The 22,076-nt window shown below is 63.4% G+C and carries 19 protein-coding genes; 4 read left to right on the top strand and 15 right to left on the bottom strand.

The features are described 5' to 3' along the window. The 4 genes from RH950_RS17815 to RH950_RS17800 are packed head-to-tail and all read right to left on the bottom strand — an operon-like array spanning position 1 to position 4,542. A complete protein-coding gene (locus tag RH950_RS17815) occupies positions 1-1,065 on the bottom strand; it encodes a DUF4340 domain-containing protein (protein WP_350059080.1) in 1,065 nt (354 codons plus the stop codon). Positions 1,066-1,075: 10 nt separating this feature from the next. After that, a complete protein-coding gene (locus tag RH950_RS17810) occupies positions 1,076-3,088 on the bottom strand; it encodes a Gldg family protein (protein ID WP_350059079.1) in 2,013 nt (670 codons plus the stop codon). Between the two features lies 1 nt (position 3,089). After that, entirely contained in the window at positions 3,090-3,824 is a 735-nt protein-coding gene (locus RH950_RS17805) for an ABC transporter permease subunit (protein ID WP_350059078.1), read from the bottom strand. Further along, entirely contained in the window at positions 3,817-4,542 is a 726-nt protein-coding gene (locus tag RH950_RS17800) for an ABC transporter ATP-binding protein (protein WP_350059077.1), read from the bottom strand. The genes RH950_RS17805 and RH950_RS17800 overlap by 8 nt, the downstream gene beginning before the upstream one ends. A 150-nt stretch (positions 4,543-4,692) precedes the next feature. Between RH950_RS17800 and RH950_RS17795 the strand changes: the two genes are divergently transcribed. Next, the gene (locus RH950_RS17795) at positions 4,693-6,435 is read left to right on the top strand and encodes an adenylate/guanylate cyclase domain-containing protein (RefSeq protein WP_350059076.1); all 1,743 of its coding nucleotides are present in this window, start codon (positions 4,693-4,695) and stop codon (positions 6,433-6,435) included. Here RH950_RS17795 and RH950_RS17790 read toward each other — a convergent pair. Beyond that, positions 6,401-7,288 carry an AraC family transcriptional regulator gene (locus RH950_RS17790; protein WP_350059075.1) on the bottom strand — a complete coding sequence of 296 codons (888 nt, stop codon included), beginning with the start codon at positions 7,286-7,288 and terminating at the stop codon, positions 6,401-6,403. The two genes, RH950_RS17795 and RH950_RS17790, sit on opposite strands and share 35 nt — an antisense overlap. On the opposite strand from RH950_RS17790, the gene RH950_RS17785 reads away from it, so the two are divergent. Then, on the top strand, positions 7,287-8,462 hold the full coding sequence (locus RH950_RS17785; RefSeq protein WP_350059074.1) for an MFS transporter: 1,176 nt from the start codon (positions 7,287-7,289) through the stop codon (positions 8,460-8,462). The two genes, RH950_RS17790 and RH950_RS17785, sit on opposite strands and share 2 nt — an antisense overlap. An 18-nt stretch (positions 8,463-8,480) precedes the next feature. On the opposite strand, the gene RH950_RS17780 is transcribed toward RH950_RS17785, so the two are convergent. After that, the gene (locus RH950_RS17780) at positions 8,481-10,493 is read right to left on the bottom strand and encodes a methyl-accepting chemotaxis protein (RefSeq protein WP_350059073.1); all 2,013 of its coding nucleotides are present in this window, start codon (positions 10,491-10,493) and stop codon (positions 8,481-8,483) included. A 231-nt stretch (positions 10,494-10,724) separates the two neighbouring features. On the opposite strand from RH950_RS17780, the gene RH950_RS17775 reads away from it, so the two are divergent. Beyond that, positions 10,725-11,531 (top strand): N-acyl homoserine lactonase family protein, encoded by an 807-nt coding sequence (locus RH950_RS17775; RefSeq protein WP_350059072.1) that lies wholly within the window; start codon positions 10,725-10,727, stop codon positions 11,529-11,531. 8 nt (positions 11,532-11,539) lie between these two features. Here the strand turns inward: RH950_RS17775 and RH950_RS17770 are convergent, their stop codons facing one another. The 6 genes from RH950_RS17770 to RH950_RS17745 all read right to left on the bottom strand — a co-directional run bounded on the left by RH950_RS17770 (position 11,540) and on the right by RH950_RS17745 (position 16,829). Further along, complete coding sequence (locus tag RH950_RS17770; protein WP_350059071.1) at positions 11,540-11,941, bottom strand: carboxymuconolactone decarboxylase family protein; 402 nt, start codon at positions 11,939-11,941, stop codon at positions 11,540-11,542. 61 nt (positions 11,942-12,002) lie between these two features. Next, entirely contained in the window at positions 12,003-12,725 is a 723-nt protein-coding gene (gene phbB / locus RH950_RS17765) for an acetoacetyl-CoA reductase (protein ID WP_350059070.1), read from the bottom strand. A gap of 94 nt (positions 12,726-12,819) precedes the next feature. Continuing rightward, on the bottom strand, positions 12,820-13,995 hold the full coding sequence (locus RH950_RS17760) for an acetyl-CoA C-acetyltransferase (RefSeq protein ID WP_350059069.1): 1,176 nt from the start codon (positions 13,993-13,995) through the stop codon (positions 12,820-12,822). 143 nt (positions 13,996-14,138) lie between these two features. Beyond that, positions 14,139-15,260, bottom strand: coding sequence for an alpha-hydroxy acid oxidase (locus RH950_RS17755; protein WP_350059068.1), 1,122 nt, complete (start codon positions 15,258-15,260; stop codon positions 14,139-14,141). Next, positions 15,257-16,375, bottom strand: a complete 1,119-nt coding sequence (locus RH950_RS17750) for an alpha/beta fold hydrolase (protein WP_350059067.1) — start codon at positions 16,373-16,375, stop codon at positions 15,257-15,259. The genes RH950_RS17755 and RH950_RS17750 overlap by 4 nt, the downstream gene beginning before the upstream one ends. After that, a complete protein-coding gene (locus RH950_RS17745) occupies positions 16,332-16,829 on the bottom strand; it encodes a hypothetical protein (protein WP_350059066.1) in 498 nt (165 codons plus the stop codon). Before RH950_RS17745 ends, RH950_RS17750 begins: the two co-directional genes overlap by 44 nt. A gap of 247 nt (positions 16,830-17,076) precedes the next feature. Between RH950_RS17745 and phaR the strand changes: the two genes are divergently transcribed. Continuing rightward, on the top strand, positions 17,077-17,781 hold the full coding sequence (gene phaR, locus RH950_RS17740; RefSeq protein WP_350059065.1) for a polyhydroxyalkanoate synthesis repressor PhaR: 705 nt from the start codon (positions 17,077-17,079) through the stop codon (positions 17,779-17,781). A 37-nt stretch (positions 17,782-17,818) separates the two neighbouring features. Here the strand turns inward: phaR and RH950_RS17735 are convergent, their stop codons facing one another. The 3 genes from RH950_RS17735 to RH950_RS17725 form a co-directional block, all read right to left on the bottom strand. Further along, complete coding sequence (locus RH950_RS17735) at positions 17,819-18,799, bottom strand: DUF2333 family protein (protein ID WP_350059064.1); 981 nt, start codon at positions 18,797-18,799, stop codon at positions 17,819-17,821. Positions 18,800-18,952: 153 nt separating this feature from the next. Continuing rightward, positions 18,953-19,714, bottom strand: a complete 762-nt coding sequence (locus tag RH950_RS17730) for a TVP38/TMEM64 family protein (RefSeq protein WP_350059063.1) — start codon at positions 19,712-19,714, stop codon at positions 18,953-18,955. A gap of 120 nt (positions 19,715-19,834) precedes the next feature. Beyond that, positions 19,835-21,847, bottom strand: a complete 2,013-nt coding sequence (locus RH950_RS17725) for a PAS domain-containing sensor histidine kinase (protein ID WP_350059062.1) — start codon at positions 21,845-21,847, stop codon at positions 19,835-19,837. Positions 21,848-22,076: the final 229 nt, after the last annotated feature.

Here is a 22,076-nt window from a genome sequence, read left to right as displayed (position 1 = left end):
TCAGCCCTCGGTGGCGGGTACCGTCGCCGATTCCATGGTGTGACGAAGCCTCTGCAACCGGCTGTCCGACAGGCGGTAGGCCCAGGCACTGAGTCTCTCGGCATTCGCGGCGGCGAAGGACTTGGCTTCTTCCGTCGCGTCCGGCGCGACATTGACCGAGAAATGCGTCCAGGTTTCCACGGCACCCGACGCCCCCGGAACTTGCGCGAAATCGACGATCACGGTGAGACCGCCGCGGGTCTGGTAGATCGCGTTGCCGAGTGACGGCTCGAAGGTCATGTCCTGAATCGCGCGGACATCCTCGAAGGTGAGCTGCGACAGCCCGTCAGTGATCTCGTTCAGCGTGTAGAATGTCGCGAACTTCCGGTCTTCCGGCATGTTCATCAGCTTGAAGGGTGTCTTGCTGTCATCCACGCGGCGGACTTCCAGCACATCGCTGTTCGGGGCCGTCAGATGGATCTCCTGGATCCGGTCGGCGCCGATATCGATCACCTCCCCGTCTGTCCAGGCGGTCATGCTGTGCATCGAACCGACCTGGCCGTGCGCCAGCCAGGAACGGGCGTCCCCGCTCTGCCGCAGATAGAGCATCGCACCCCCGGTGCCGCTGCTCCGGTCCCTGCCGATCAAGGCATCGACGATTGCGTCGCCGTTCCGGCCAAGCAGCCGCACCCGGGTCGCCTCGGACCCTGCCGCCGTCACGTCCGAGACACCGAGCCGGGCATAGCGCGCGGGATCGGCGGTCTTCGCCTCGACCAGCTTCAGCTCGGCGAGAGACAGAATGAAATCCCGGATCTTTCCGGTATCCGCCGGATATCCGTTCTGTTCCGCGACGCGCCAGACCCCGTCCGCCCGGGCGATGCTCACCTGTTCGACCGCCGCGTCCCTGTTCCAGGATATCTCGATCCGCGCAATATCGGGGATCTGCTGCTCCAGGCCCGGAAAAGCCCGGGCATCCTCCAACCCGGAGATGGTCGCATCGTGGCGCCAGAAAACGGCCAGCCCGGCAGCCAAGACAACCGCCGCCGTCACAGCGGCCAGAATTCCAAGCGAACGCAAGCTCAGCATCGGTCTCTCCCTAGCCGGCAACCACGGACGCGGTATGGCGCCGGCGGCGCATGCTGCGCCAGAATGCGAGGATCAGCGCCAGAACCGTCACCAGGATCGGCACCAGGGCGATATTGTAGAACCAGAGTTCGGTCTCCAGCCGGTCGACATCCTCGCGGACCGAGCGCTGCACGGCGCGCAGCTCGCTCCTGATCTTCAGGATCTCCTGCCGATACGCCTCGATCTCCGCCTGTTCCTTCTCGGACACGATGGCGACCGCCCCCTCCGGCATGCCGCGCCGCAAGGCGTCGAACCGTTGCTGCGTTTCCGCCAGAGTGGTCTGCAACTGTTCCTGGCGGGCGGCGTACTGCGTTTCCGCCTCGCGTGCGATCTGCTGCAGCACTTCGAACGGACGGGCCGTGGACCCGCGGCCGCGCAACCCGAGAAGCGCGCTGCTCCCGGAAAGCGCATCAAGGCTGTTCAGAACGAAATCGCCGTTCCCGGAGACCGGAACCGGCACCCGGCGGCCGAAGAACTGCTGCGTCCGGACCCAGAACCGGTCCGCCAGCACGTCGCTGTCGGCAACGAGGATGACATCGAGCGGTGCGGTTGATTGCGTCAGCACCGTGGGGAACTTCGCCCTGTATGCGGCCTCGTCTTCGGCGCCCGGCGCCGCGTCGCCCTCCGCCACCTTCGGCTCCGGCGGGCCGTCGGGAAAGGCGGTGGTCACGCTGTCCGCGGTCAGCCGCGCGGCGATCACCAGCGGCTTCGGCCCGGGCACGTAGTTGCGCAGCAGGGTCTCCGGCGCGCGCATGCCCTTTACCTGGTCGACCTCCAGCTCCGCCGAGCCCAGAGACGTCGTCACCAAAGGCGTCATCGTCACCGCCGCGCCGTCCGCCAGGGCGATATGGCCGGCGCTGGCGACGGCAAGGGTATTGACGTTGGTGGTGATCGGCGAGGATTGATCGATATTGCCCCCTGTGAGTTCCAGCCAGACGACGTAATCGACCGGCCGCTGGCCCTCGCCCGGCTGGACCTTGCGCGCCGTCATCCGGTCGGCGGCGATCTTGGTCGGGTCGTAGAGCACCCCCCAATGGTCGAACAGGGTCGCCAGATTGCTGCGTTCCGGCGCCAGTTGCCCGAAGAACTGGGCCTGGCCGCCTTCGGTCTCCGAAAAGGGATCGACGAAGATCAGCGCTTTCCCGCCCCCGAGCAGAAACTGGTCAACGGCAAACTGGGCACGCGGGCCGAGCGCGGCCGTATGGGCCAGCATCAGCACGGTGACGTCGTCCGGGATCTTGTCGAAATCCTCGTTCAGATAGCGGGTCTCGTAGATGGCGCCGATCTGATCCGCGAGAATGTAGGGTGCCACCGGCGTCTGCTGCCCCATGGCGTTCATGCGCACCGTGCCCTGCATCGGCAGGCTGGTGACCACGCCGATCACGGTGCGTTTCGGTTTGGCCAGAGCGTAGATCAGACGCGAGATATCGTATTCCAGGAAGGTCTCCCGCTCCGGCTGCAGAAACGGAATGACCTCGAGATCGTCGGTCAGATTGGTGCCGGAGAGTCCGAAGAACACCTGCTCCCCGCCTTCCTGCAGCGGGATCTGCTGCAGGCCGTCCGCGACGGCACGGTCCTCAAGCTCGGTGAAGGGTTCCGGATCGTAGATTTCGACCTTTATCTTGCCGCCTGACCGGACCGCATATTCGCCCAGCAGATCCCGGACCCGGCCTGCATAGATGCCGTAGAACGGAACCTCCCGGCCCAGCGCCTCGGAATAATAGAATTTCAGGGTGACCGGTTCCTCGATGGACTCAAGCAGCGTTTCCGTCGCATCGGACAGCGAAAACAGCCTTTCCTCGGTCAGGTCGAGCCGGGTCGAGGTGAACAGGGCCGTCGTCAGCACGTTCAGCGCCAGGAACAGCGTCAGCAGCAGGAACAGGGCGGCAACGGCAATCCGTCCCTGGGTGGCGAAGCCGCTGCGCAGTCCGGCCGGGGCAGAGGGGGCCGGAGCAGAGGAGGGCGTGTCAGAGAGCGTGCTCATCCTATTCCGCCTTCTTCCAGTCGATGACATAGGCATTCGCGGTCAGCGCGATCACGATGGCCGAGCCGAAGAAGATCAGGTCCCGCAGATCGATCACGCCGCGCTGAATGGCCTCGAAATGGGTCATGAAGCCAAAGCTGGCGATGGTCTGCACCAGCGCGCCCGGCGCCCAGTTGTCGAAATAGTTCAGCAGGATCGGCGAGCCCGCCACGGTGAAGATGAAACAGACCGCTGCCGTGACGACGAAGGCAATCACCTGGTTCTTGGTCATGGCCGAGATCAGCGAGCCGATCGCCATATAGGCGCCGGCCATCAGGTAGCTGCCGAGATAGGAGGCGACGATGACCCCGTTGTCCGGATTGCCAAGGTAGTTGACGCTGATCCAGAGCGGAAAGGTCAGGGCCAGCGCGACACCGGTAAAGGCCCAGGCCGCCAGGAACTTGCCGAGCACGGCCTCAAGCATGGTGATCGGCAGGGTCAGCAGCAGCTCGATGGTGCCGAGCCGGCGGTCCTCGGCCCAGAGCCGCATGGACAGGGCGGGCACCAGGAACAGGTAGAGCCACGGATGGAAGCCGAAGAAGGGTTGCAGATCCGCCTGGTCGCGGGCCAGGAACCCGCCGACGAAGAATGTCATGGTCCCGGCCATGACCAGGAAGATGACGATGAAGATATAGGCCAGCGGGGTGGCGAAATAGGCGCCGAACTCGCGCCGGAAAATCAGCCCGACATTACGCATAGCCGGTCACCTCGCGGAAATAGTCGTCAAGGCTGGCGGCGCCGGAACGGGCCTTCAGATCGGCGGGCGTGCCGTCCGCCAGCACCCGGCCCCGGGCAATGATCATGGCCCGGGTACAGACCGCGTCGACCTCTTCCAGAATATGGGTGGAGACGATGATGCACTTTTCCGCGGCCATGCTCTGGATCAGGCCGCGCACTTCGTATTTCTGGTTCGGGTCGAGACCGTCCGTCGGCTCGTCCAGGATCAGCACTTCGGGATCGTGCACCAGCGCCTGCGCCAGACCGACGCGGCGCTTGAAGCCCTTGGACAGGGTCTCGATCGGCTGCAGCACCACATCCGCCAGACGGGTCTGCGCGATCACCCGCTCGACGGCGGCGGCGACATCATTCTCGGCAATCCCGCGAATCCGGGCGACGAAGCAGAGGAAGGACAATGGCGTCATGTCCGGGTAGGCCGGCGCGCCTTCCGGCAGGTAGCCGATCGCCGCCTTCACTGCCTGCGGTGCCTGCCGCACGTCATGCCCGGCGACGATCGCGGTTCCGGCGGTCGGCGCCAGAAATCCGGAGATCATCTTCATGGTGGTGGATTTGCCGGCCCCGTTCGGGCCGAGGAAGCCAAGGACCTCGCCGCGCCCGACCTCGAACTCAAGGCCGTCAACGGCCGTGATCGAGCCGAATCGCTTGGTAAGCTTCCGAATGGATAATAGCGCGCTCATGTTTTTTGCGAACTCGGTCCCTATCGGCATCTGCTGTGTGCCTTACCTGCTCGTTTACCTGATCCCACAGAAAATTCAAAGGATTGGGTTTTTGCAAAGAATGACTATCTAATATCCTTTTGGCCTGAGTGGATAACCGGAGCAGCATGCTTGCCTGACGATTTTGCAAAACCGCGCGGCCGGAACACTCCCTCTTGGCGGCGGGCGCACAGCATTTCCGGGCTGGTGCTGTTCATCTATGTCGCCTCCCACCTGCTGAACCACGCCGTCGGCATTGTTTCGATCGACGCCTTGCAGACCAGCGGCAAATGGTTCGCACGTTTCTGGCACCAGCCTGCCGCGACCGCCGCCCTCTATTCCGCCCTGACGATCCACCTGTTGTTCGCCCTGCACGCGATCTATCGCCGGGACTCGCTGCGGGCGATGAGCCCTGCGGAAGTGACCCAACTGGCGCTCGGGCTCTCCATCCCGGTGTTCCTGATCAGCCATGCCATGGGCACACGGGTGCTCGACGAATTCTTCGGCGCCGACCCGTCCTATCTTTATGTCCAGCTGGTGATCTGGAAGTTCGCGCCGCACTATGTCGTGACCCAGACCATATTGCTTCTCGCCTCATGGATTCACGGCTGCATCGGGCTGCATCTCTGGTTCAGGTTCAAACCGGGATATCGCCGCCTGCTGCCGCTCTGGCTTACTCTTGCGGTCATGGTTCCGACGCTTTCCCTCGCCGGCTTTGTCGCCTCGGGCACCGATGTGCTGCGCATGGCGGAAGACCGCGCGTGGCTCGGTGTCGTGCTGGAGTCCTTCAAACTGCCCCAAGGCGACGCGCAACTGGCGTTCCTGGCCTGGGTCCGCAACACGGAATACAGCTACTACGGCCTGGTTTTTCTGGTTTTCGCCGCCCGTTCCGTGCGCCTGTACCGGCTGAGAAAAGCCGAGCCGGACATCACGCTGACCTATCACACCGGCCAGAAGGTCGGGCTGCGCTCCGGCGCCACGATCCTCGAGACCAGCCGCCATGCCGGCATCCCGCATGCCTCGGTCTGCGGCGGCCGCGGCCGCTGTTCGACCTGCCGGGTCCGCATCGGCATCGGACTGGACTCCCTGCCGGCCCCGTCCGATCTCGAATCCAGGGTGCTGAAGCGGGTCGGGGCGCCGGACAATGTGCGGCTCGCTTGCCAGACCTATCCCGCAGTCGATCTGGAGGTCACCCCGCTGCTGCCGCCGACCCGGGCGAGTGTCGAGGATAGCGGGGAGCGGCCGGACTATCTCGCCGGTCAGGAGCGCGACATCGTGGTGCTGTTCGCCGATATCAGGGGCTTCACGCAACTCACCGAGCGGCGCCTGCCCTATGACACGGTGTTCATCCTGAACCGGTATTTTTCCGAAATGGGCCACGCCATCGAAAGCGCCGGCGGGCGCATCGACAAGTTCATCGGCGACGGCATCATGGCCCTGTTCGGCATCGACAGGGGCATCGAGACCGGGTCCCGAAATGCGATCCTGGCGGCCCGGCTGATGGGCGAGAACCTGAAACAGCTGAACGAATCACTGGCGGCGGACCTGGACGAGCCGCTGCGTATCGGCATCGGCATTCACGGCGGCCCGGCCATCGTCGGAGAACTCGGCTACCGGGAAACACGGGGGCTCACGGCGGTCGGCGACACGGTCAATACGGCCAGCCGGCTGGAGGCCCTGACGAAGGAGCACGGAGTCCAGCTCATCCTCTCCGAATCCGTGATCACGGCGGCCGGCATGCCGCTGGAGACAGGCGAACGGACAAAGATCACGGCACGCGGGCGGGAGCAAAGCATTGCCGTCCGCCTCATTCCCGATACCGGCGCTTTGCCAGCGGAACTCAGTCCCGCGCCCCGGAAGGGACATAGCGCTTAGGCGGCGCGCCGAATGTCTTTGTGAAAGCTGCCGTGAAAGCGCTCGGGCTGCGGTATCCGCAATCCAGCGCAACGGTCGTGACGCTCCCGCCCGCCGACAACATTTCCAGCGCCGCGAGCAAGCGGCAGCGTTGCCGCCATTCCGCGAAGGAATACCCGGTTCCGGCCAGGAACAGCCGGGTCAGGGTTCGGCCGCTGGCGCCGGCGCGGCGGCCCCACGCCGCCAGATCCCGCTCGTCCGACGGATCGTCGACAAGCGCAAGGGCGACCCCCGCCGCACGGCGGTCGGGCGGAATGGGCAGATGGAGGTCAGCTGAAACCAGGTCCCGCAATTCGTCCGCGATAACCGAGGAAAGCCGGTCGCACCGCCCGTGCTCTCCTTTCTCGGAGAGATGTCTCAGCCGGACGATGAGCTGCTTCAACAAGGTCGATACGGTGACCACGCCGCAACGGGACGGAACCGGGATCTCCCGCTCTCCCTCGACGGCGGCGCGGATATAGAGCGAGACGAAATCCGCATCGCCGATGGCCCGGACCCGGTGCGGCACCCGGGCCGGGACCCAGACCGCCATGCCGGACGGCACGGACCATTGTCCCTCCTCGGTCCAGACCTGAAGCAGACCGCGCTCGGCATGAACGAACTGGGCCCTGTCATGGTGATGCTCGCCGGTATCGTGCCCGCGCGCGAAGAAAGCGCCGAAAGCCGTGATCTGGGGCGAGTCATCGGAAAGTGCCGCGACCGCATCCCGAATTGAGGAATTCTGTCCGTTTGTCGATATTTTTTGACTTTCCATCGCAAGACAGACGATACGGCACATGGCATCCTGTGAAAAGACCTTCAGGAGAATATCCATGAATCCGCGCCGTCTGCTGCTGCTCAATCTGGGCCATGCGCTCGATCATCTCTTCATGCTGCTGTTTCCGGCCGTTGCCGCCCTCGCCGCAGCCGACATCGGCGACAGCTACGGCGCGGTGCTGGTGCTTGCCACCGGCAGCTTCATCGCGTTCGGCGCCTGCTCGCTGCCGGCCGGCTGGCTCGGGGACCGCTGGGGCCGGGAGAAAATGATGCTGATCTTCTTCACCGGGATCGGCAGCGCCAGCATCCTGACCGGGTTTGCCACCTCATACTGGCACCTTGCCGCCAGCCTCACGCTGATCGGTGTCTTTGCCGCGATCTATCACCCGGTCGGCATCGCCATGGTGGCCAAGGGCGGCGGAAATCTCGGCCGCCGGCTCGGTGTCAACGGGGTCTGGGGCAATATGGGGGTCGCGGCGTCGGCGCTGGCCATCGGCGCCTTTGTCGATTTCGCCGGCTGGCGCGCCGCCTTCTTCCTGCTTGGCGGGTTGTCCATCGCGGCCGGTTTCTACTGGGCCCGCCTGCAGCCGGACGCAATCCCCCAGACCGCGCAGTCACGCGGGGCCGATCATGGCCCGCCCGCCCTCGGCTGGCAGCGGGTGCTGCTGGTCATCGGCATTTCGGCGGCGATCGGCGGATTCATCTTCAATTCGATGACCGTTGCCTTGCCGAAAGTCCTGGATGACAGGCTTGCCAGCCTCTCCTATTCCGCCACCGAGATCGGCGCCATCGCCAGCGCCGTCTATGCGCTTGCCGCCTTCTCCCAGATCGTCGTCGGCCGGGCCATCGACCGGTATGCCATCAAGCCGATCTTCCTTGCCATCACCGCAGGCCAGGCGGTTGCCCTGTTTGTCGCGGTCAATCTGGATGGCTGGGCCATGGTCGCGGCCGCCGTCGCCGTCATGGTGCTGGTGTTCGGCCAGATCCCGATCAATGACACGCTGGTTGCGCGCTATACGCCGGATCGCTGGCGCGGCCGGGTCTATGCGGTGAAATATGTCCTGACATTCACCGTCTCGGCCGCCGTGGTGCCGGGCCTGTCCTGGCTCTATGACCAGGGCGGCGGGTTCCCGGCCATGTTCCTTGGAGCGGCCGCAGCCGCGGCGATCATCACCGCGGCCGTGCTGCTGCTGCCCCGGGCCCCGACCGCCGCCGTCGCGGCAGCGGAATAAAGCCGGACGCGGCGCGGCCTAGACCGTCCGCATTTCAGCCAGAAACCGCTGCACCACCTGGCTCAGGTCTCCGGATTTCGCGGAGACCTGTTCAGACGCGCTCAGCACTTCTCCCGAGATCGCCGTGGTCTCCCGCGTCGCCTCGCTGACCCCGCTGATATTCTCGTTGGCGGATCCGGTACTGGCTGCGGCATCGCTCACATTGCGGGCAATCTCCTGGGTCGCCGCGCTCTGCTCTTCCACCGCTGTCGCCACCCCGGCGGAGATCCTGTTGATCTCCTCGATCCGGTCGGCAATGTGCTGGATGGAGGAAACGGTATGCTGTGTATCGTCCTGGATGGTCTGGATCTGGGTCGAGATTTCCTCTGTCGCCTGGGCCGTCTGGGTGGCCAGGTTCTTCACCTCGGAGGCCACCACGGCAAATCCCTTGCCCGCCTCGCCGGCACGGGCCGCCTCGATGGTCGCGTTCAGGGCGAGCAGGTTGGTCTGCTCGGCGATGTCGGTGATCAGCTTCACCACTTCGCCGATCTTGGCGGAATTGTCCGCCAGCCGGTCGACGAGCACGCGGCTCTGCTCCGCATCCTGCACCGCCTGATCGGCCACCTGCGTGGAGCGCGAGACCTGCTGTGAAATCTCCGTGATGGACGCGGAGAGCTCCTCGGCGGCGCTGGCCACGGTCTGCACATTCTCGGTTGCCTGGTTCGAGGCCGAAGAGGCCATGCCGGCCATGTTGCTGGAGCGGTCCGCGGTTTCCGTCAGGCTGTTGGCGGAACCGCGCAGGGTCTCGGCTGCGGCCGAGACCGATTCGAGCGTGGCCGTGGCCGTGCTGTCGAAATCCCGGGTCAGCTCCTCGATCCGGCGGGTACGCTTGGCGCGCCGTTCCTGGTCGGCGCGCGAAGCCTCCTGAAGTTCTTCCGCCTTCTGCATGCTTTCACGGAAAACCAGAACCGCCTTCGCCATTTCACCCATCTCGTCGCCGCGGTCGGTCATCGGTACGTCGGTGCGCGACTCGCCGGCCGCCAGCCGCCCCATCACCTGGGTCAATGCTCTCACCGGTCCGGATATGCCGCGCGCCATGAGGGCGGTCGCCACCAACCCGATCACCACGCAGACGACGGTCGCGACAATGGAAAGAATCTCGGTATTCCTGATATCGTCCCCGGCTTCGGTTCCGATCATGGTCTGCTCGTCCCGAATCGCGCCATAGGCGCCGGCTGCATCCGCAAGGATGTCGGCTGCAGCGGGCCGCAGCTCTTCATCGAGAATCACGTTGAGCGAAACGACAAGATCGCGCACAGACAGCAGTCCCGCCTGATAGGCGGCAACGCTGCTCTTCAATGCCTCGGTCAGCTCATCGTCCTGGCCGAACTGAAGATTGCCGATCAGATCGTCAAAGCTGGTCGCCAGGGGGGCCTGCTCCGCCTCGACCAGGCTGAAGGTCTCGGCCTTCTGGTCCAGCAGGTAGCGATTCAGTTCGGCGCGCTGGATCAAGAGACTGCGCAGCACCTGCCCGGCCTTGAAAGCCAGTTCCGCATCGTAGGCCTCGTTGGCATCCGCCATGATCGATGTCAGCTTCTGCTCGAGCTCCGAGCCAAGCTGGTTGATCTCTGCGATCGCCGTGTCACGGCGTGCCCGGCTCGCCACGACGGCCTCGAAAGCAGCCTCGTAGCCAGCGAGCTTCATCTGGATACCGGCCAGGCGGTTGCGCGCCGCATCCGTCGCCGCCCCGCTCTCGGCAATCTCGAGATCCTTGCGCACCGCGGAAATGCCCGTATAGGCATTTTCAGCGGATTCGGCGCTGCCATCGATCAGAAACTGCTTCACTTCTGCCGCGGCTTCAAGCAGATCCGCCCGCGCGGCGGTCACCTGAGAGGCCTGCCCGGTCAGCTGCTGATAACGGGTCAATGCGCCGGCCACCTGCCAAAGACCTGAAAATGACGCAACACTGTTGATCACCAGCAGGATCAGAATCCCGCCGATGCCAATCAGCAGTTTTACGCCGAACTTCAAGTCGTTAAACTTCGAGAACATTTGCTCCCGTCCCCCCTTTGGTTTCCCTTGCCCGGCGCCAACCATCCATTGTGGCGATATCGTCAGACAATAAATAAATCTCGATTAAAATTTTTCATCAATTGTCTAAACATCTGATTTTCAACACAAAAGTGATTTATTCCATATTTTTCGGCGACTGGCAATGGCTTGGCATAATAGGCTGTTTTAAAATAGTTCGACTCAGAAACGACTTCACCGGGGAGGAACCAGATGGCCGGCGAGCAGACTTACGAAGTGTACGCGGTGCGCTACGCTCACAATGCCACACGCAAGCGGAACGAGAACTTCGTTTTTCCGGACGCCCACGACGTCCCCATGCCGCTCGATTACTTCGTCTGGGTGATCCGAAACGCGGAACGCACCTTCGTCGTCGATACCGGGTTCGGCGAGGTTGCCTCCCTGAAGCGGGGCTCTCCCCTGCTGCGCTCGACGACCGAAGGGCTGGCCCTGCTGGGGATCGACGCGGCCAGGGTCGAGGACGTCATCATCACGCACATGCATTACGACCATGCCGGCGGGATCGGGGAGTTTCCGAACGCCACCTTCCATCTGCAGGATTCGGAAATGTCCTACGCCACCGGCCGCTGCATGTGCTTCGAGGCGATACAGCGGCCCTTCGAGGTCGAGGATGTGGTGGCCATGGTGCGCAAGGTCTATGGCGGTCAGGCAAAGTTCCATGACGGCGATGCGGAACTCGCGCCCGGCCTCAGCATCCACAAGATCGGCGGCCATTCCGCCGGTCTGATGTGCGTCCGGGTCCGGACCGCGCGCGGCTGGGTCGTGCTGGCCTCGGACTGCGCGCATTTCTACGAGAATATCCGCGAGCGGAAGCCTTTCGTGATCTGCTACGATCTCGGCGCCATGATGAACGGTTTCAACACGCTGGAATTGCTGGCGGACAGCCCGGATCACATCGTGCCCGGTCATGATCCGCTGGTGATGGACTATTACCCGGCGCCGTCACCGGATCTGGAGGGCGCCGTCGTCCGGCTCGACGTGATGCCGAAGGTACCCTGAAAGCGCGCTCAGACCTCTTTCAGGAAATCATCCACTTCGACCTGGTAGCCCTCAATCAGTTTGTTCGTCTGGTTGAACATGCCGATGACGGCCATCAGTTCGCCGTACATTTCCTCGGTCATGCCGTGGCCGCGCGCCTGCCGCGTGTGTGAGCGGGTGCAATATTCGCAGCCGTTCGTCGCCGAGACCGCGACCGCGATCATTTCCTTGGTCCGGGCATCGAGGGCACCCGGCGCCATGACCTCTTTCAGCCCGTACCAGACCCGGGCCAGGGTCGGCGGATGGGACGCCAGCGTGCGCCAGACATTCGGTATGAAATCGATGTTCCGGGACGACATGATGTCGTCATAGACCGCGCGGACCTCGTCCGATGCGTCCTCGTACGGGACCGGCGTGACCGTGGCACCCATGAGCGTTTCCCTGACTGGCTGACGGAAGGCGGAGGCGGGCCGGTTTCCGGCCCGCGCCCGATCAGTACATGTGCTGGCCACCATTGATCGACATGGTCGATCCGGTGACGAAGCCGGCATCGTCGGCGCAGAGGAACACCACGCCGCGGGCGATCTCCTCGGCATGGCCGAGCCGGCCGACCGGAACCCGGGCGACAATCTTCTCGAGCACGTTTGCCGGCACGGCGGCAACCATATCGGTATCGATATAACCCGGCGCGATGGCATTCACCGTGATGTTGGAGCGGGCGCCTTCCTGGGCCAGCGCCTTGGTGAAACCGTGGATACCGGATTTGGCGGCGGCATAGTTCACCTGGCCATATTGTCCCGCCTGGCCGTTGATCGAACCGATATTGACGATCCTGCCGAACTTCCGCTCCCGCATGCCTTCGATCACATTCCGGCACATGTTGAAGCACCCGCCCAGATTGGTATCGATCACTTCCTGCCACATCTTGTGATCCATCTTGTGGATCGTGCCGTCCCGGGTGATTCCCGCGTTGTTGACCACGATATCGACCGGGCCGAGATCGGCCTCGACCTGCTTCACGCCTGCGGCACAGGCGTCGAAATCGGAAACATCCCACTTATAGGAAGGGATACCTGTGCGCTCGGTGAAGGCCTTTGCCCGCTCGTCATTGCCCGCGTAATTTGCGGCAACCTTGCAGCCAGCCTCCTTCAAGCCAAGGCTGATAGCTTCACCGATGCCGCGGGTTCCACCCGTTACGATTGCGATGCGTCCCATTATTCCCTCCAGTTTCTTTTGATCTTGCCAATACATGTTGAGAGAAATCCGGAACCGGCCCCTCCGGTTCCGCCTCAGGTATTATCGAGAATATTCAGTCACGCTCGACGCAAAGCGCAACGCCCATGCCGCCGCCGATGCACAGCGTTGCCAGGCCCTTCTTCGCATCCCGCTTCTGCATCTCGTGCAGCAGCGTGATCAGGACACGGCAGCCGGACGCACCGATCGGATGTCCGAGGGCGATGGCGCCACCATTGACGTTCACGATCGCGGGATCCCAGCCGAGATCCTTGTTCACGGCACAGGCCTGCGCCGCGAAGGCTTCGTTCGCCTCGACCAGGTCAAGATCGCCTGCGGACCAGCCGGCTTTCTCGAGCGCCGCCCGGCTCGCCGGGATCGGCCCTGAGCCCATGATGGCGGGATCGACACCGCGGGTGGCGAAGGAGACGATGCGGGCAAGCGGCGCAATGCCACGCTTTGCCGCTTCGTCTCCGCTCATCAGAATGGCGATGGCCGCGCCGTCATTGATGCCGGACGCGTTGCCGGCCGTGACGGTGCCCTCTTTGGTGAAAGCCGGGCGCAGTTTGCCGAGCGCCTCGATCGTGGTGCCGTGACGCGGATGCTCGTCCATGTCGACCACGGTCTCGCCCTTCCGGCCGGAAATCGTTACGGGAACGATCTCATCCGCGAACCTGCCGGCCTTCTGCGCCGCTTCGGCCTTGCTCTGGGACGCCTGGGCAAAGGCATCCTGCTCTTCCCGGGTGATCTGCCACTTGGCCGCGACGTTTTCCGCCGTGTTGCCCATGTGATAGCCGTTGAAATGATCCCAGAGCCCGTCCTTGATCATGGTGTCGATGAACTGCACGTCGCCCATCTTGTAGCCGTTGCGCAGATTCTGCGCGTGCGGTGCGTTGCTCATGCTTTCCTGGCCGCCGCAGACCACGATCCTGCTGTCACCGGCACGGATCGCCTGGTCGCCAAGGGCGACGGCGCGCAGACCGGAGCCGCACACCTGGTTGATGGTGATCGCCGTGCGTTCCTGCGGGATACCGGCGCCGATGGCCGACTGACGCGCCGGATTCATGCCCGCGGCTGCGGTCAGCACCTGCCCGAGGATCGCCTCGTCGACCTCGCCGGCCTCCACATTGGCGCGGCGCAGCGCCTCCTTGATGGCGATTACGCCCAGATCCACTCCCGACAGGGAACTCAATCCGCCGCCGAACGCGCCGATCGGGGTTCGCGCAGCCCCGGCAATTACCACATCGGTCATAATCATTCTCCCTTGCGCCGCTCCTGGCGCGCCTTAGCCAATTCGGAGACCGGTCTGTGACGGCGCTCCGCTCCGAACACCGTCACACATCGGGTCCATACACGTAAACCGTGACCGGGACTTTGCGCTAGATCAAAACCCGGTCAAGGCTGCGACGGGTACGCGCCGATCAGCGGAAAGGCACTGAACACGTCCGGCGGCGCAACCGGGCCGGCCGCATGCACGTGCCGGGCGCCAACCTCGGAAAGGCTGTTCACGCCGAGCAGGGCGACAGCCGTCCGCACCTCGTCCCGCAGCAGCGTCAGCATGCGCACCACACCGGCATCACCGGCGGCGGCCAGACCGCAGCAGAACAGGCGCCCCATGCCAACGGCACTGGCCCCGAGCGCAATGGCCTTGACCAGGTCCGTGCCGCGCTGGATCGAGCCGTCGACAACGATCTCGGCCCGTCCGGCAACCGCATCCACCACCTCCGGCAGGACATCCAGCGACCCGCGCCCGTGATCGAGCTGCCGGCCGCCATGGTTGGAAACATAGACCACGTCCACACCCCGCTCCGCCGCCATCGCCGCATCCTCGGCCGTGGCAATGCCCTTCAGGATCAACGGGATGTCGTACGTCTCCTTGAAACGCTCCACATCCTTCCAGTTCAGCGCCGCCTGCCAGTCCGCCCCAGAACCGGCCCGCCACGGCTTGACGAAACGGGCCGCGATATCCCGCTCGCGGCGGCTGTAATAGGCACTGTCGACCGTCAGCGAGACCGCGAAGCAGCCGGTGTCTTTCGCCCGCTGCACCTGCTCGTCGAGCCAGCCATCGTCGCCGCGCTTGTACAGAGCGGAGATCAGCAGCCCGTCGGCCTCGGCCGCGACTTCCTCGATCGGAATGGTACCGACATTGCTCAGCATCAGGGCATTGCCGAACTCCGCCGCCGCCCGCATCGCGGTCTTGCCGCCGCCCGACTCGAAGCTCTCCAGCGAGCCGACCGGTGCCAGCAGGACCGGCAAAGCCAGGTCCTTGCCAAGCAGACGCCCGCCGACCGCGACTTCGCGCATGTCATTCAGGACCCGGGGACGGAACGCCACGCTGTCCAGTGCCTGCCGGTTCCGCTTCATCGTCGTCTCGGTTTCCGTCGCGCCACGCAGGTAGTTCCAGATGTTCTGGTCCAGTGCCTGCTCCGCCGCCTCGACGATCTCGTGCAGGCACAAGAACCGTTCCGAGGGGTCTGTATTGTCCGCCTCATTCATGCCGGACACCACGCTACTCATCTGATTGTCTCCTCCATCCATGCCGCAAGCGGTTCCCAAACAGCTTTCTCGGCATTCGAACTTACCATCATGCCTACATGGCCGAGCGGCACACGCAGAGTTTCGGCATGCGGCAAAGCCGCTGCCAGTGCTTCGGCCGACGGCGGCGGAACGATCCTGTCCCGCGACGGTATGGTGATGAAGGTCGGCAGGGTGATATCGGCCGGATCGACGACGCGTCCGGCGATCTTCCAGGCCAGCCGCGCCGGTGTGTTGTCTCCATACCAGCCAAGAATGGCTTCCGACGCGACAGGCCCGGACATCGGCACCCCGTCATTCAGCCAGTCCTCGAGCGCGACGAAATCCACCGCTTCGGCACCGTCGGCATCCAGCGACCGGAAGCGAAGAAATTTCTTGATGACAAGCATCGGGTCCAGCATGTGGAACAATGCCTGCAGAAAATCGGTCCCGACCTCGTGCCCGCGATCGGAAGCCGTCGTCAGGAACGGTCTCATGAGCGGGAGGAACGCGGTAACGGGCGACGCGCCGGCGGTAAAGTCCCACGGGGTCGCCAGCAGCCCGAGCGCCTTTATGTCGGCCTGACGCCGGGTCGCCAGGGCCAGAGCGAGCAGCCCGCCCATGCAGTATCCGAGCAGGATGGGCGGCTTTCCGGTGATGGAGCGGACAGCGTCAAGGACCTGGTCCAGGCGGCCGGCGACGTAGTCAGTCAGGGTATACCGGCTCTCGCGCGGTCCGGGACGATCCCAGTCCACCACGAACGGGCGGAAACCGCGGCTCTCCAGATAGCGCAGCAGAGACCGGTCGGCCCTGAGGTCCAGGATGTAGTGGCGATTGATCAGCGACGGCACCACGAGCACGGGGGGGCCGTCGAGAGTCCGCGTTCCGTAGTCCAGGAGCGCCGTGCTGCCGGCGCGCCAGGCAACCGGCGCCGGTTCCGTTTCCCGAACATACGGATGCCGTCGATACATCAGGACGGCGTCAAGCAAGTCCTGGCTGCGTTCCAGAATCGCCTGATCGACGGCGCCGACAAAGGCGTGCCAGATACCGGGTTCCGCCTGATCCGCTCCGCTTTCAGATGCGCCGCTTCCGGCTGTCGCCGCGGCGCTTTCTTTCAACTGCCGTTCCAGATCCCGCCGCAGCGCCTCCTGGGCGGGACTCAAGGCCGGCAAGCCGCTCTTCAAGCTCTCTGACGCGAGCCGCGAGCCGCTCCAGTTCAGCATCGCGGTCGTCAGGTATAGCGGCAGCGGACGCGGCCCCAGCCTCTGCGGGCGCTCCGGCTTCGTTGCCTTTGAGTCCGTCGTCACCACCGCGTTTCTCTCCTATAGCCTCGCGCGGAGCGCCGGGTGCCCGGCCGGCACCGCCCTCCCGATAATCCGGCGCAAACCCGTCATCGCCTCTGTCGGCAGGGCTCTCCGGCTCCCCTGGCGATTGGGCAAACGGCATGAAGAGCGCCATCCACTGCTCTGCGACGGTCCGCATTTCCGGATCACGGGCCATCCGGGTCGCCTGATCCTGCCAGAGATCAAGAAAGCTGCGGGCCAGCGCATCGTAGTCGACTTGCTTCGACATCGTTCCTTACGCAACAGTTTTTCATCGGTTCCAGACGCGTACCCAGCACCCGCCAAATCCTGAATGGGGCAGATGAATTCCGCAATATCCCCGCGAAAATTTCAATGTCCGGAAAGATCATTGCAATATTTCGCATTGCAACGAAGGATTTTCCGAATACGCTTTTCACTGTGCGATGCAATATCGCCGAATACCATGAATCCCGAACGGGGCATGGACACAAGGGTGGAAGCAAGGGGAAACCGGCATGGCAACTCAGCGCAAAAGGACGACCCAGAACAACCCGGGCACGGGTGCGGAAGGGTCTGCCGCGGCGACAGCCGGGGTCATTACCATCAAGAAATATGCGAACCGGCGTCTCTACAACACGGCGACCAGCAGCTACGTGACGCTCGATCACTTGTGTCAGATGGTCAAGGACGGCCAGGATTTCGTGGTCTATGACGCGAAGACCGGCGAGGACATCACCCGACCGGTCTTGACCCAGATCATCGTCGAGGAGGAAGGCAAGGGCCAAAACATGTTGCCTATCAGCTTCCTGCGCCAACTCATCGGGTTCTACGGCGACAATCTTCAGATGGTGGTTCCGCGTTATCTCGAATTCGCGATGGCGTCTTTCACCAAGGACCAGGACCGCACGCGCGACTATATGCAGGAGGCTCTCGGCGGCATGTTCCCGTTCTCCAATTTCGAGGAAATGGGAAAGCAGAACATGGCCATGCTCGAGAAAACCATGAGCATGTTCACCCCCTACCGGCCGGAGGAAAGCGACGCGGACGAAGCGCCAACGAGCGCGCCTGCCGGCCAAGCCGCCGATCCGGCTCAAGGCGCTGTCGATGCCCTGCAATCGCTGCAGGAGCAGATTGTGCAGTTGCAGCAGCAGCTGACCGCCCTGAGCACCGGCAATACATCCGCGCAGCCGTCAAAGAAAGACGACAAGGGCGACGCCTGAACCGGGCGGTCCCCGCAAGACGTGCCGGCTGTTACTTCTACTTCTGCAGGATATTGCTGATTTCCCGCAACTGAGTCCGGGCGCGCAGCAGATAGAAGCCCTGCACCGAGAGATGGCTCGGGAACATCAGGCCGTCCGGCGCACCGTTCATGATCACCAACGGGTCGAGCGCGGCGGCAGCACGCATGGACTCCTGCATCTGGCCCCAGGCCGATACCAGCTCACGATCCTGGATCACCCGCTCGAAATCGACACCCAGCTCCCGCAGCAGCATGTAGTAGCCGTAGAGCCGGCCCTTCACGTTGTAGAAGATGTCGTCCACCTTGGTGTCCATGCCCCAGCCGCCGGCCTGGGTCAGATGCTGGTCAATGATCGCCGAGGAAGACCCGAGATCCGCCGTCATCCGCTCAAGGGTCGCCTGCAGGTTGTCGGCCCGCTTCTCGAACGTCGCCTCGCCTGCCGCCAGGCGCTGGTTATAGGCGAGCAGGGCCCGGCGCGCGGCGGCATATTGCTTGTCCGCCGGCGTGGTCGGCGCCCAGGATGTGGCAAAGTCGAACAGCCAGATGGTGCCCGGGAATTTCAGTTTCCCCGCGGCATCGTCCAGATCCTTGTCGACCTCGCTGGAGGCCCGCGTCCGGCCAAGCTGATCCGACATTTCGATTGCGAAACGGCTTAGCGCATAGATGATGCCCTGCTGGAAATTCGGCATATTGTCGAGCATGTAGCCGGGCAGGAAGAAGGGATGATTGGCAACCCAGCTGTTCTGCTCCGTCTCGCGGTGGATCAGGTCCGCCGCCATCTGGACGGCCCGGCTGGCACCCGGAGGGGTCTCGCTCAAAGCCTGGTCGACGTCATCCGAGATCCGGTGCGTCAGCATCATGCCGATAAGATAATAGCCCGCGACGGCGACAATCAGGATCCCGAGACCGTAACCGCCGAGCCGGGCGACCAAGGGGCCGATCGCCCGCCGCTTTGCCGGCATATCGTCGTCCCAGTTCAGATCGTGCTTTTGTGCCATCACTCATTCCCGTTGCTCAGAAGTCCGCACTAACATGGGAATGTTGGGAAGGGAGCGCAATCGAATTGACGAAGCGGTCCATCGCCGCACCGGTGACCCGCCGCCCGATCGATTTTCCGGAATCCTGCCCGGCCCGCGGTCTCGGGCAGGATACTAGCGGCGGCCCAGGAAGCGCTTGGCGGCCACAGGAACCAGCGCCAGGACGCCGAGCCCGACCATCGCCAGAATGATCTCCGGAGTCATGATGTCGGCGAGACCGATTTCCCCCTGCTGATCGAAGATGCTGCCGAGGCCTGCACCAACGGTCGCGAAGACGAATCCGCCTGGGATGATGCCGATGATCGTGGCCAGCACATAGGTTCTGGTGGAAACCCCGAGAAAGGCCGGGACCAGATTCACGACAAAGAACGGAAAGGCCGGAACGAGGCGCAGGAAAAGCAGGTAGCTGAAGGCATCCTTGCGGAAACCCTCGCGCATGGCGCCGATCGCCTTGCCGGCCCGGGCCCGCAACACGTCTCCGAAGGCCGTGCGTGCGGCCCAGAACACCGCTGTCGCGCCAATCGTCGCACCGACAACCGCATAGGCCGTTCCGCCAACGACCCCGAACAGAAATCCGCCGCTCAGTGTCAATACTGCAGCCCCCGGCACGGAAAGCCCGGTGACCACGGCATACAGGACAATGAAAGCCAGCATTGCCAGCAGATAGTGATCTGCGACAAGGCCGGTCAGGACGTCTCGATTTTCACGCAACAGCTCCAGGCTGACATAACGGTCGAGGCCAAGACCGAAAAACAGCGCCATTGCCAGCCCGAGACCAAAAACCGGCGCCAGACGGGAGGGCCATCCGCGCTTGCCGACGACACTCCCTTTCCCGTTGCTCTGCGCCACGCCGCTAACCTCGGTTTCGTCAATCACCTGAATCCTCGCCACATCTGTCTGACCGGTCAGGTTGGAGATAATCTACGCCGCGCCACACCGCACATGAAAGAAATTCACAGCACCGTGACCGGACCGCATTCCGGCACGCACGGCCGCTCAGATCTGACGTGAACGGGCCTCCGGGAACCGGAGGGTAACCAGGGTCCCCCGCCCGGCTTCACTGTCGATGCGCAGCGCTCCGCCATGCAGGTCCATCAGCCGGGAGACGATGGACAGGCCGAGGCCCGACCCTTCCTGCGCCACCAGACGGCCCCGCCCGACCTGCCCGAACGGCGTCAGTGCCACCTCGATATCCCCCGGCGCCATGCCAATACCGGTATCGCCGATACGGAATTCCAGAAAGCCGTCAATAATCTCGCCGCCCTCGATCCAGACCTTGCCGCCCTCTTCCGTGAATTTCACCGCATTGGACAGCAAATTGAGCAGAATCTGGCGGAACATGCGCTGGTCCGCTTCCATTGCCAGCCCCGTCTCGGCAATCGAGACGGCAATCTCGATCCTCTTCCGCGACGCGCGTTCGCTCATGAAGCGGACGCAGCGGCTGATCGCCGAGTTGGCGTCGAACAGATCTTCGGAGACGATGAACTCGTTTGCCTCGATCTTGGCCATGTCGAGAATATCGTTGATCAATTCCAGCAGATGCACGGCACTGCCGTGAATATCACCCGCATATTCCTTGTATCGCGGGTTCGAGAGGGCTCCGAACATCTCGGCTGAAATGGTCTGCGAAAACCCGAGGATCGCATTCAGCGGCGTCCGGAGCTCGTGGCTCATATTGGCGAGGAATTCAGACTTTGCCCGGTTGGCGAACTCGGCCTGCTCCTTGGCCGCGCGCAGTTCGTCTTCGTGTATCTTTCGCGCCGTGACCTCTGTGACCGAGCCGGCCATGCGGACGATCTGGCCTGCCGCATCGCGCACGATCTTGAAGTGATTGGCAACCCAGGCCGGGCTGCCGTCACGGTCCATGATCCGGTATTCCAGCGAAAAACCGTCCGCGCCGTCGCGCAGCTTCCGCATCAGAGCCCGGCGGGCGGGTTTCCGGTGCTCCGGATGGATATAGGCAAAGGATTCACGGCCCGGCATGATCCGGGATTCATTTCCCCAGCCGACCGTTCGGCACATCTGCGCGGACGCGAAGAACTCGTTGCCCGCGAGATGCCAGTCCCACAGCCCGTCACGCGCGCCCTCGACCGCAAGTTCGTAGCGCTCCTGCACTTTCCGGAGCTGATCCTCGATCTCCTTGCGGTCGGTGATGTCTTCCACCGTCTGCAGCACCCAGCCCCAGTTCTCCTCGAAGCCGGGCATGATGCTCGTGCTGGTGCGCAGATACACGTCCTGCCCGTCGAAGGTCTTGTCCCAGCCCTCGATGACGGCCTTGGTTTCGCCGTCAAAGAAGCGCGCGAGCAGCTCGACAAATATGTCCGAGTAACCGGTTTCCGGATTATAGGTGGAAAGATCCGGCTGTTGGTTGAAGCGCTCGATCAGAGCCCGCTTGTCGGGCGCATTGTAGGTTCTCACCGCCGCTTCGTTGAGGTCCACGACCCGGGCGCCATCAACAAGATCGATCAAGATTTCGGGATTCGCCCTGACATAGGCCGGGATGTCGGTATGGCCGTCCCGTTTCAATCTTTCCAGCACCCGCCGCACGCCGGTCCAGTCCTCGTCCGTGGTGGCGACCGGATAATCGTCGAACCTGGAGCGTTCCAGCTCAAGGTTCCGCAAGATGGCACTCTCCCGGCGGGCCGTCGCCGTATTGTCGGTCGCGACCACACTCACTCCGGAAATTCTCTGCTCCGGATCGCGGCATGGATAGACATCGATACGCAGGAAGCGCTGGTAACCCGCAAATTCAGCCTGGATGTTGCGGTTGCGGACCTCTCCGCTGGTCAGCACGGACTTCAGCAGGGAAAAATAGCCCTGAACGATCTCTTCGAGACTGCCGATGCCGAACCCCTGCAGCATGGCCTCGAAGCCGGGCGTGCGATGCAACAATGCGAGATCCGGTCCGCGATGCTCCAGCGGGATTGCCGCGCAGAACCCGCTTTCGCCAATCACGGCGCCCGTTTCCGCCGCATCGTCGCTAGAGCGGTTTTTGATGTTTTTTGCCAAACCAAGCTGCCGGTTACAGGTCTCGAACAAATCTCTGTGCCGAGCAGACTGCCGTATTCCCGGTCCAAAGGGAATCCACGCAATGCCGATTTCATTCGCCCTACTGCAGGCTGTTATGCCCGCGACCCGGCCCGACTCGCTTCAGCGGGGTCAGCATAAGTTTTAAATATTTGAAAAGACACTTTGTTTTTGAAATTTAGACGCCCCGGCAAAGGTACTTTCCGGGGCC

The organism is Nisaea sp. (assembly GCF_040217065.1).
Lineage (GTDB): Bacteria > Pseudomonadota > Alphaproteobacteria > Thalassobaculales > Thalassobaculaceae > Nisaea.
Note: the sequence above shows the minus strand (reverse complement) of the source record. Positions and strands in the feature narration are given on the sequence as shown.

Coding starts and splice junctions, on each gene's coding strand:
- RH950_RS17815 (WP_350059080.1), bottom strand. CDS start 1,065: ATGCTGAGCTTGCGTTCGCTTGGAATTCTGGCCGCTGTGACGGCGGCG.
- RH950_RS17810 (WP_350059079.1), bottom strand. CDS start 3,088: ATGAGCACGCTCTCTGACACGCCCTCCTCTGCTCCGGCCCCCTCTGCC.
- RH950_RS17805 (WP_350059078.1), bottom strand. CDS start 3,824: ATGCGTAATGTCGGGCTGATTTTCCGGCGCGAGTTCGGCGCCTATTTC.
- RH950_RS17800 (WP_350059077.1), bottom strand. CDS start 4,542: ATGAGCGCGCTATTATCCATTCGGAAGCTTACCAAGCGATTCGGCTCG.
- RH950_RS17785 (WP_350059074.1), top strand. CDS start 7,287: ATGAATCCGCGCCGTCTGCTGCTGCTCAATCTGGGCCATGCGCTCGAT.
- RH950_RS17790 (WP_350059075.1), bottom strand. CDS start 7,288: ATGGATATTCTCCTGAAGGTCTTTTCACAGGATGCCATGTGCCGTATC.
- RH950_RS17780 (WP_350059073.1), bottom strand. CDS start 10,493: ATGTTCTCGAAGTTTAACGACTTGAAGTTCGGCGTAAAACTGCTGATT.
- RH950_RS17775 (WP_350059072.1), top strand. CDS start 10,725: ATGGCCGGCGAGCAGACTTACGAAGTGTACGCGGTGCGCTACGCTCAC.
- RH950_RS17770 (WP_350059071.1), bottom strand. CDS start 11,941: ATGGGTGCCACGGTCACGCCGGTCCCGTACGAGGACGCATCGGACGAG.
- phbB (WP_350059070.1), bottom strand. CDS start 12,725: ATGGGACGCATCGCAATCGTAACGGGTGGAACCCGCGGCATCGGTGAA.
- RH950_RS17760 (WP_350059069.1), bottom strand. CDS start 13,995: ATGACCGATGTGGTAATTGCCGGGGCTGCGCGAACCCCGATCGGCGCG.
- RH950_RS17755 (WP_350059068.1), bottom strand. CDS start 15,260: ATGAGTAGCGTGGTGTCCGGCATGAATGAGGCGGACAATACAGACCCC.
- RH950_RS17745 (WP_350059066.1), bottom strand. CDS start 16,829: ATGTCGAAGCAAGTCGACTACGATGCGCTGGCCCGCAGCTTTCTTGAT.
- phaR (WP_350059065.1), top strand. CDS start 17,077: ATGGCAACTCAGCGCAAAAGGACGACCCAGAACAACCCGGGCACGGGT.
- RH950_RS17735 (WP_350059064.1), bottom strand. CDS start 18,799: ATGGCACAAAAGCACGATCTGAACTGGGACGACGATATGCCGGCAAAG.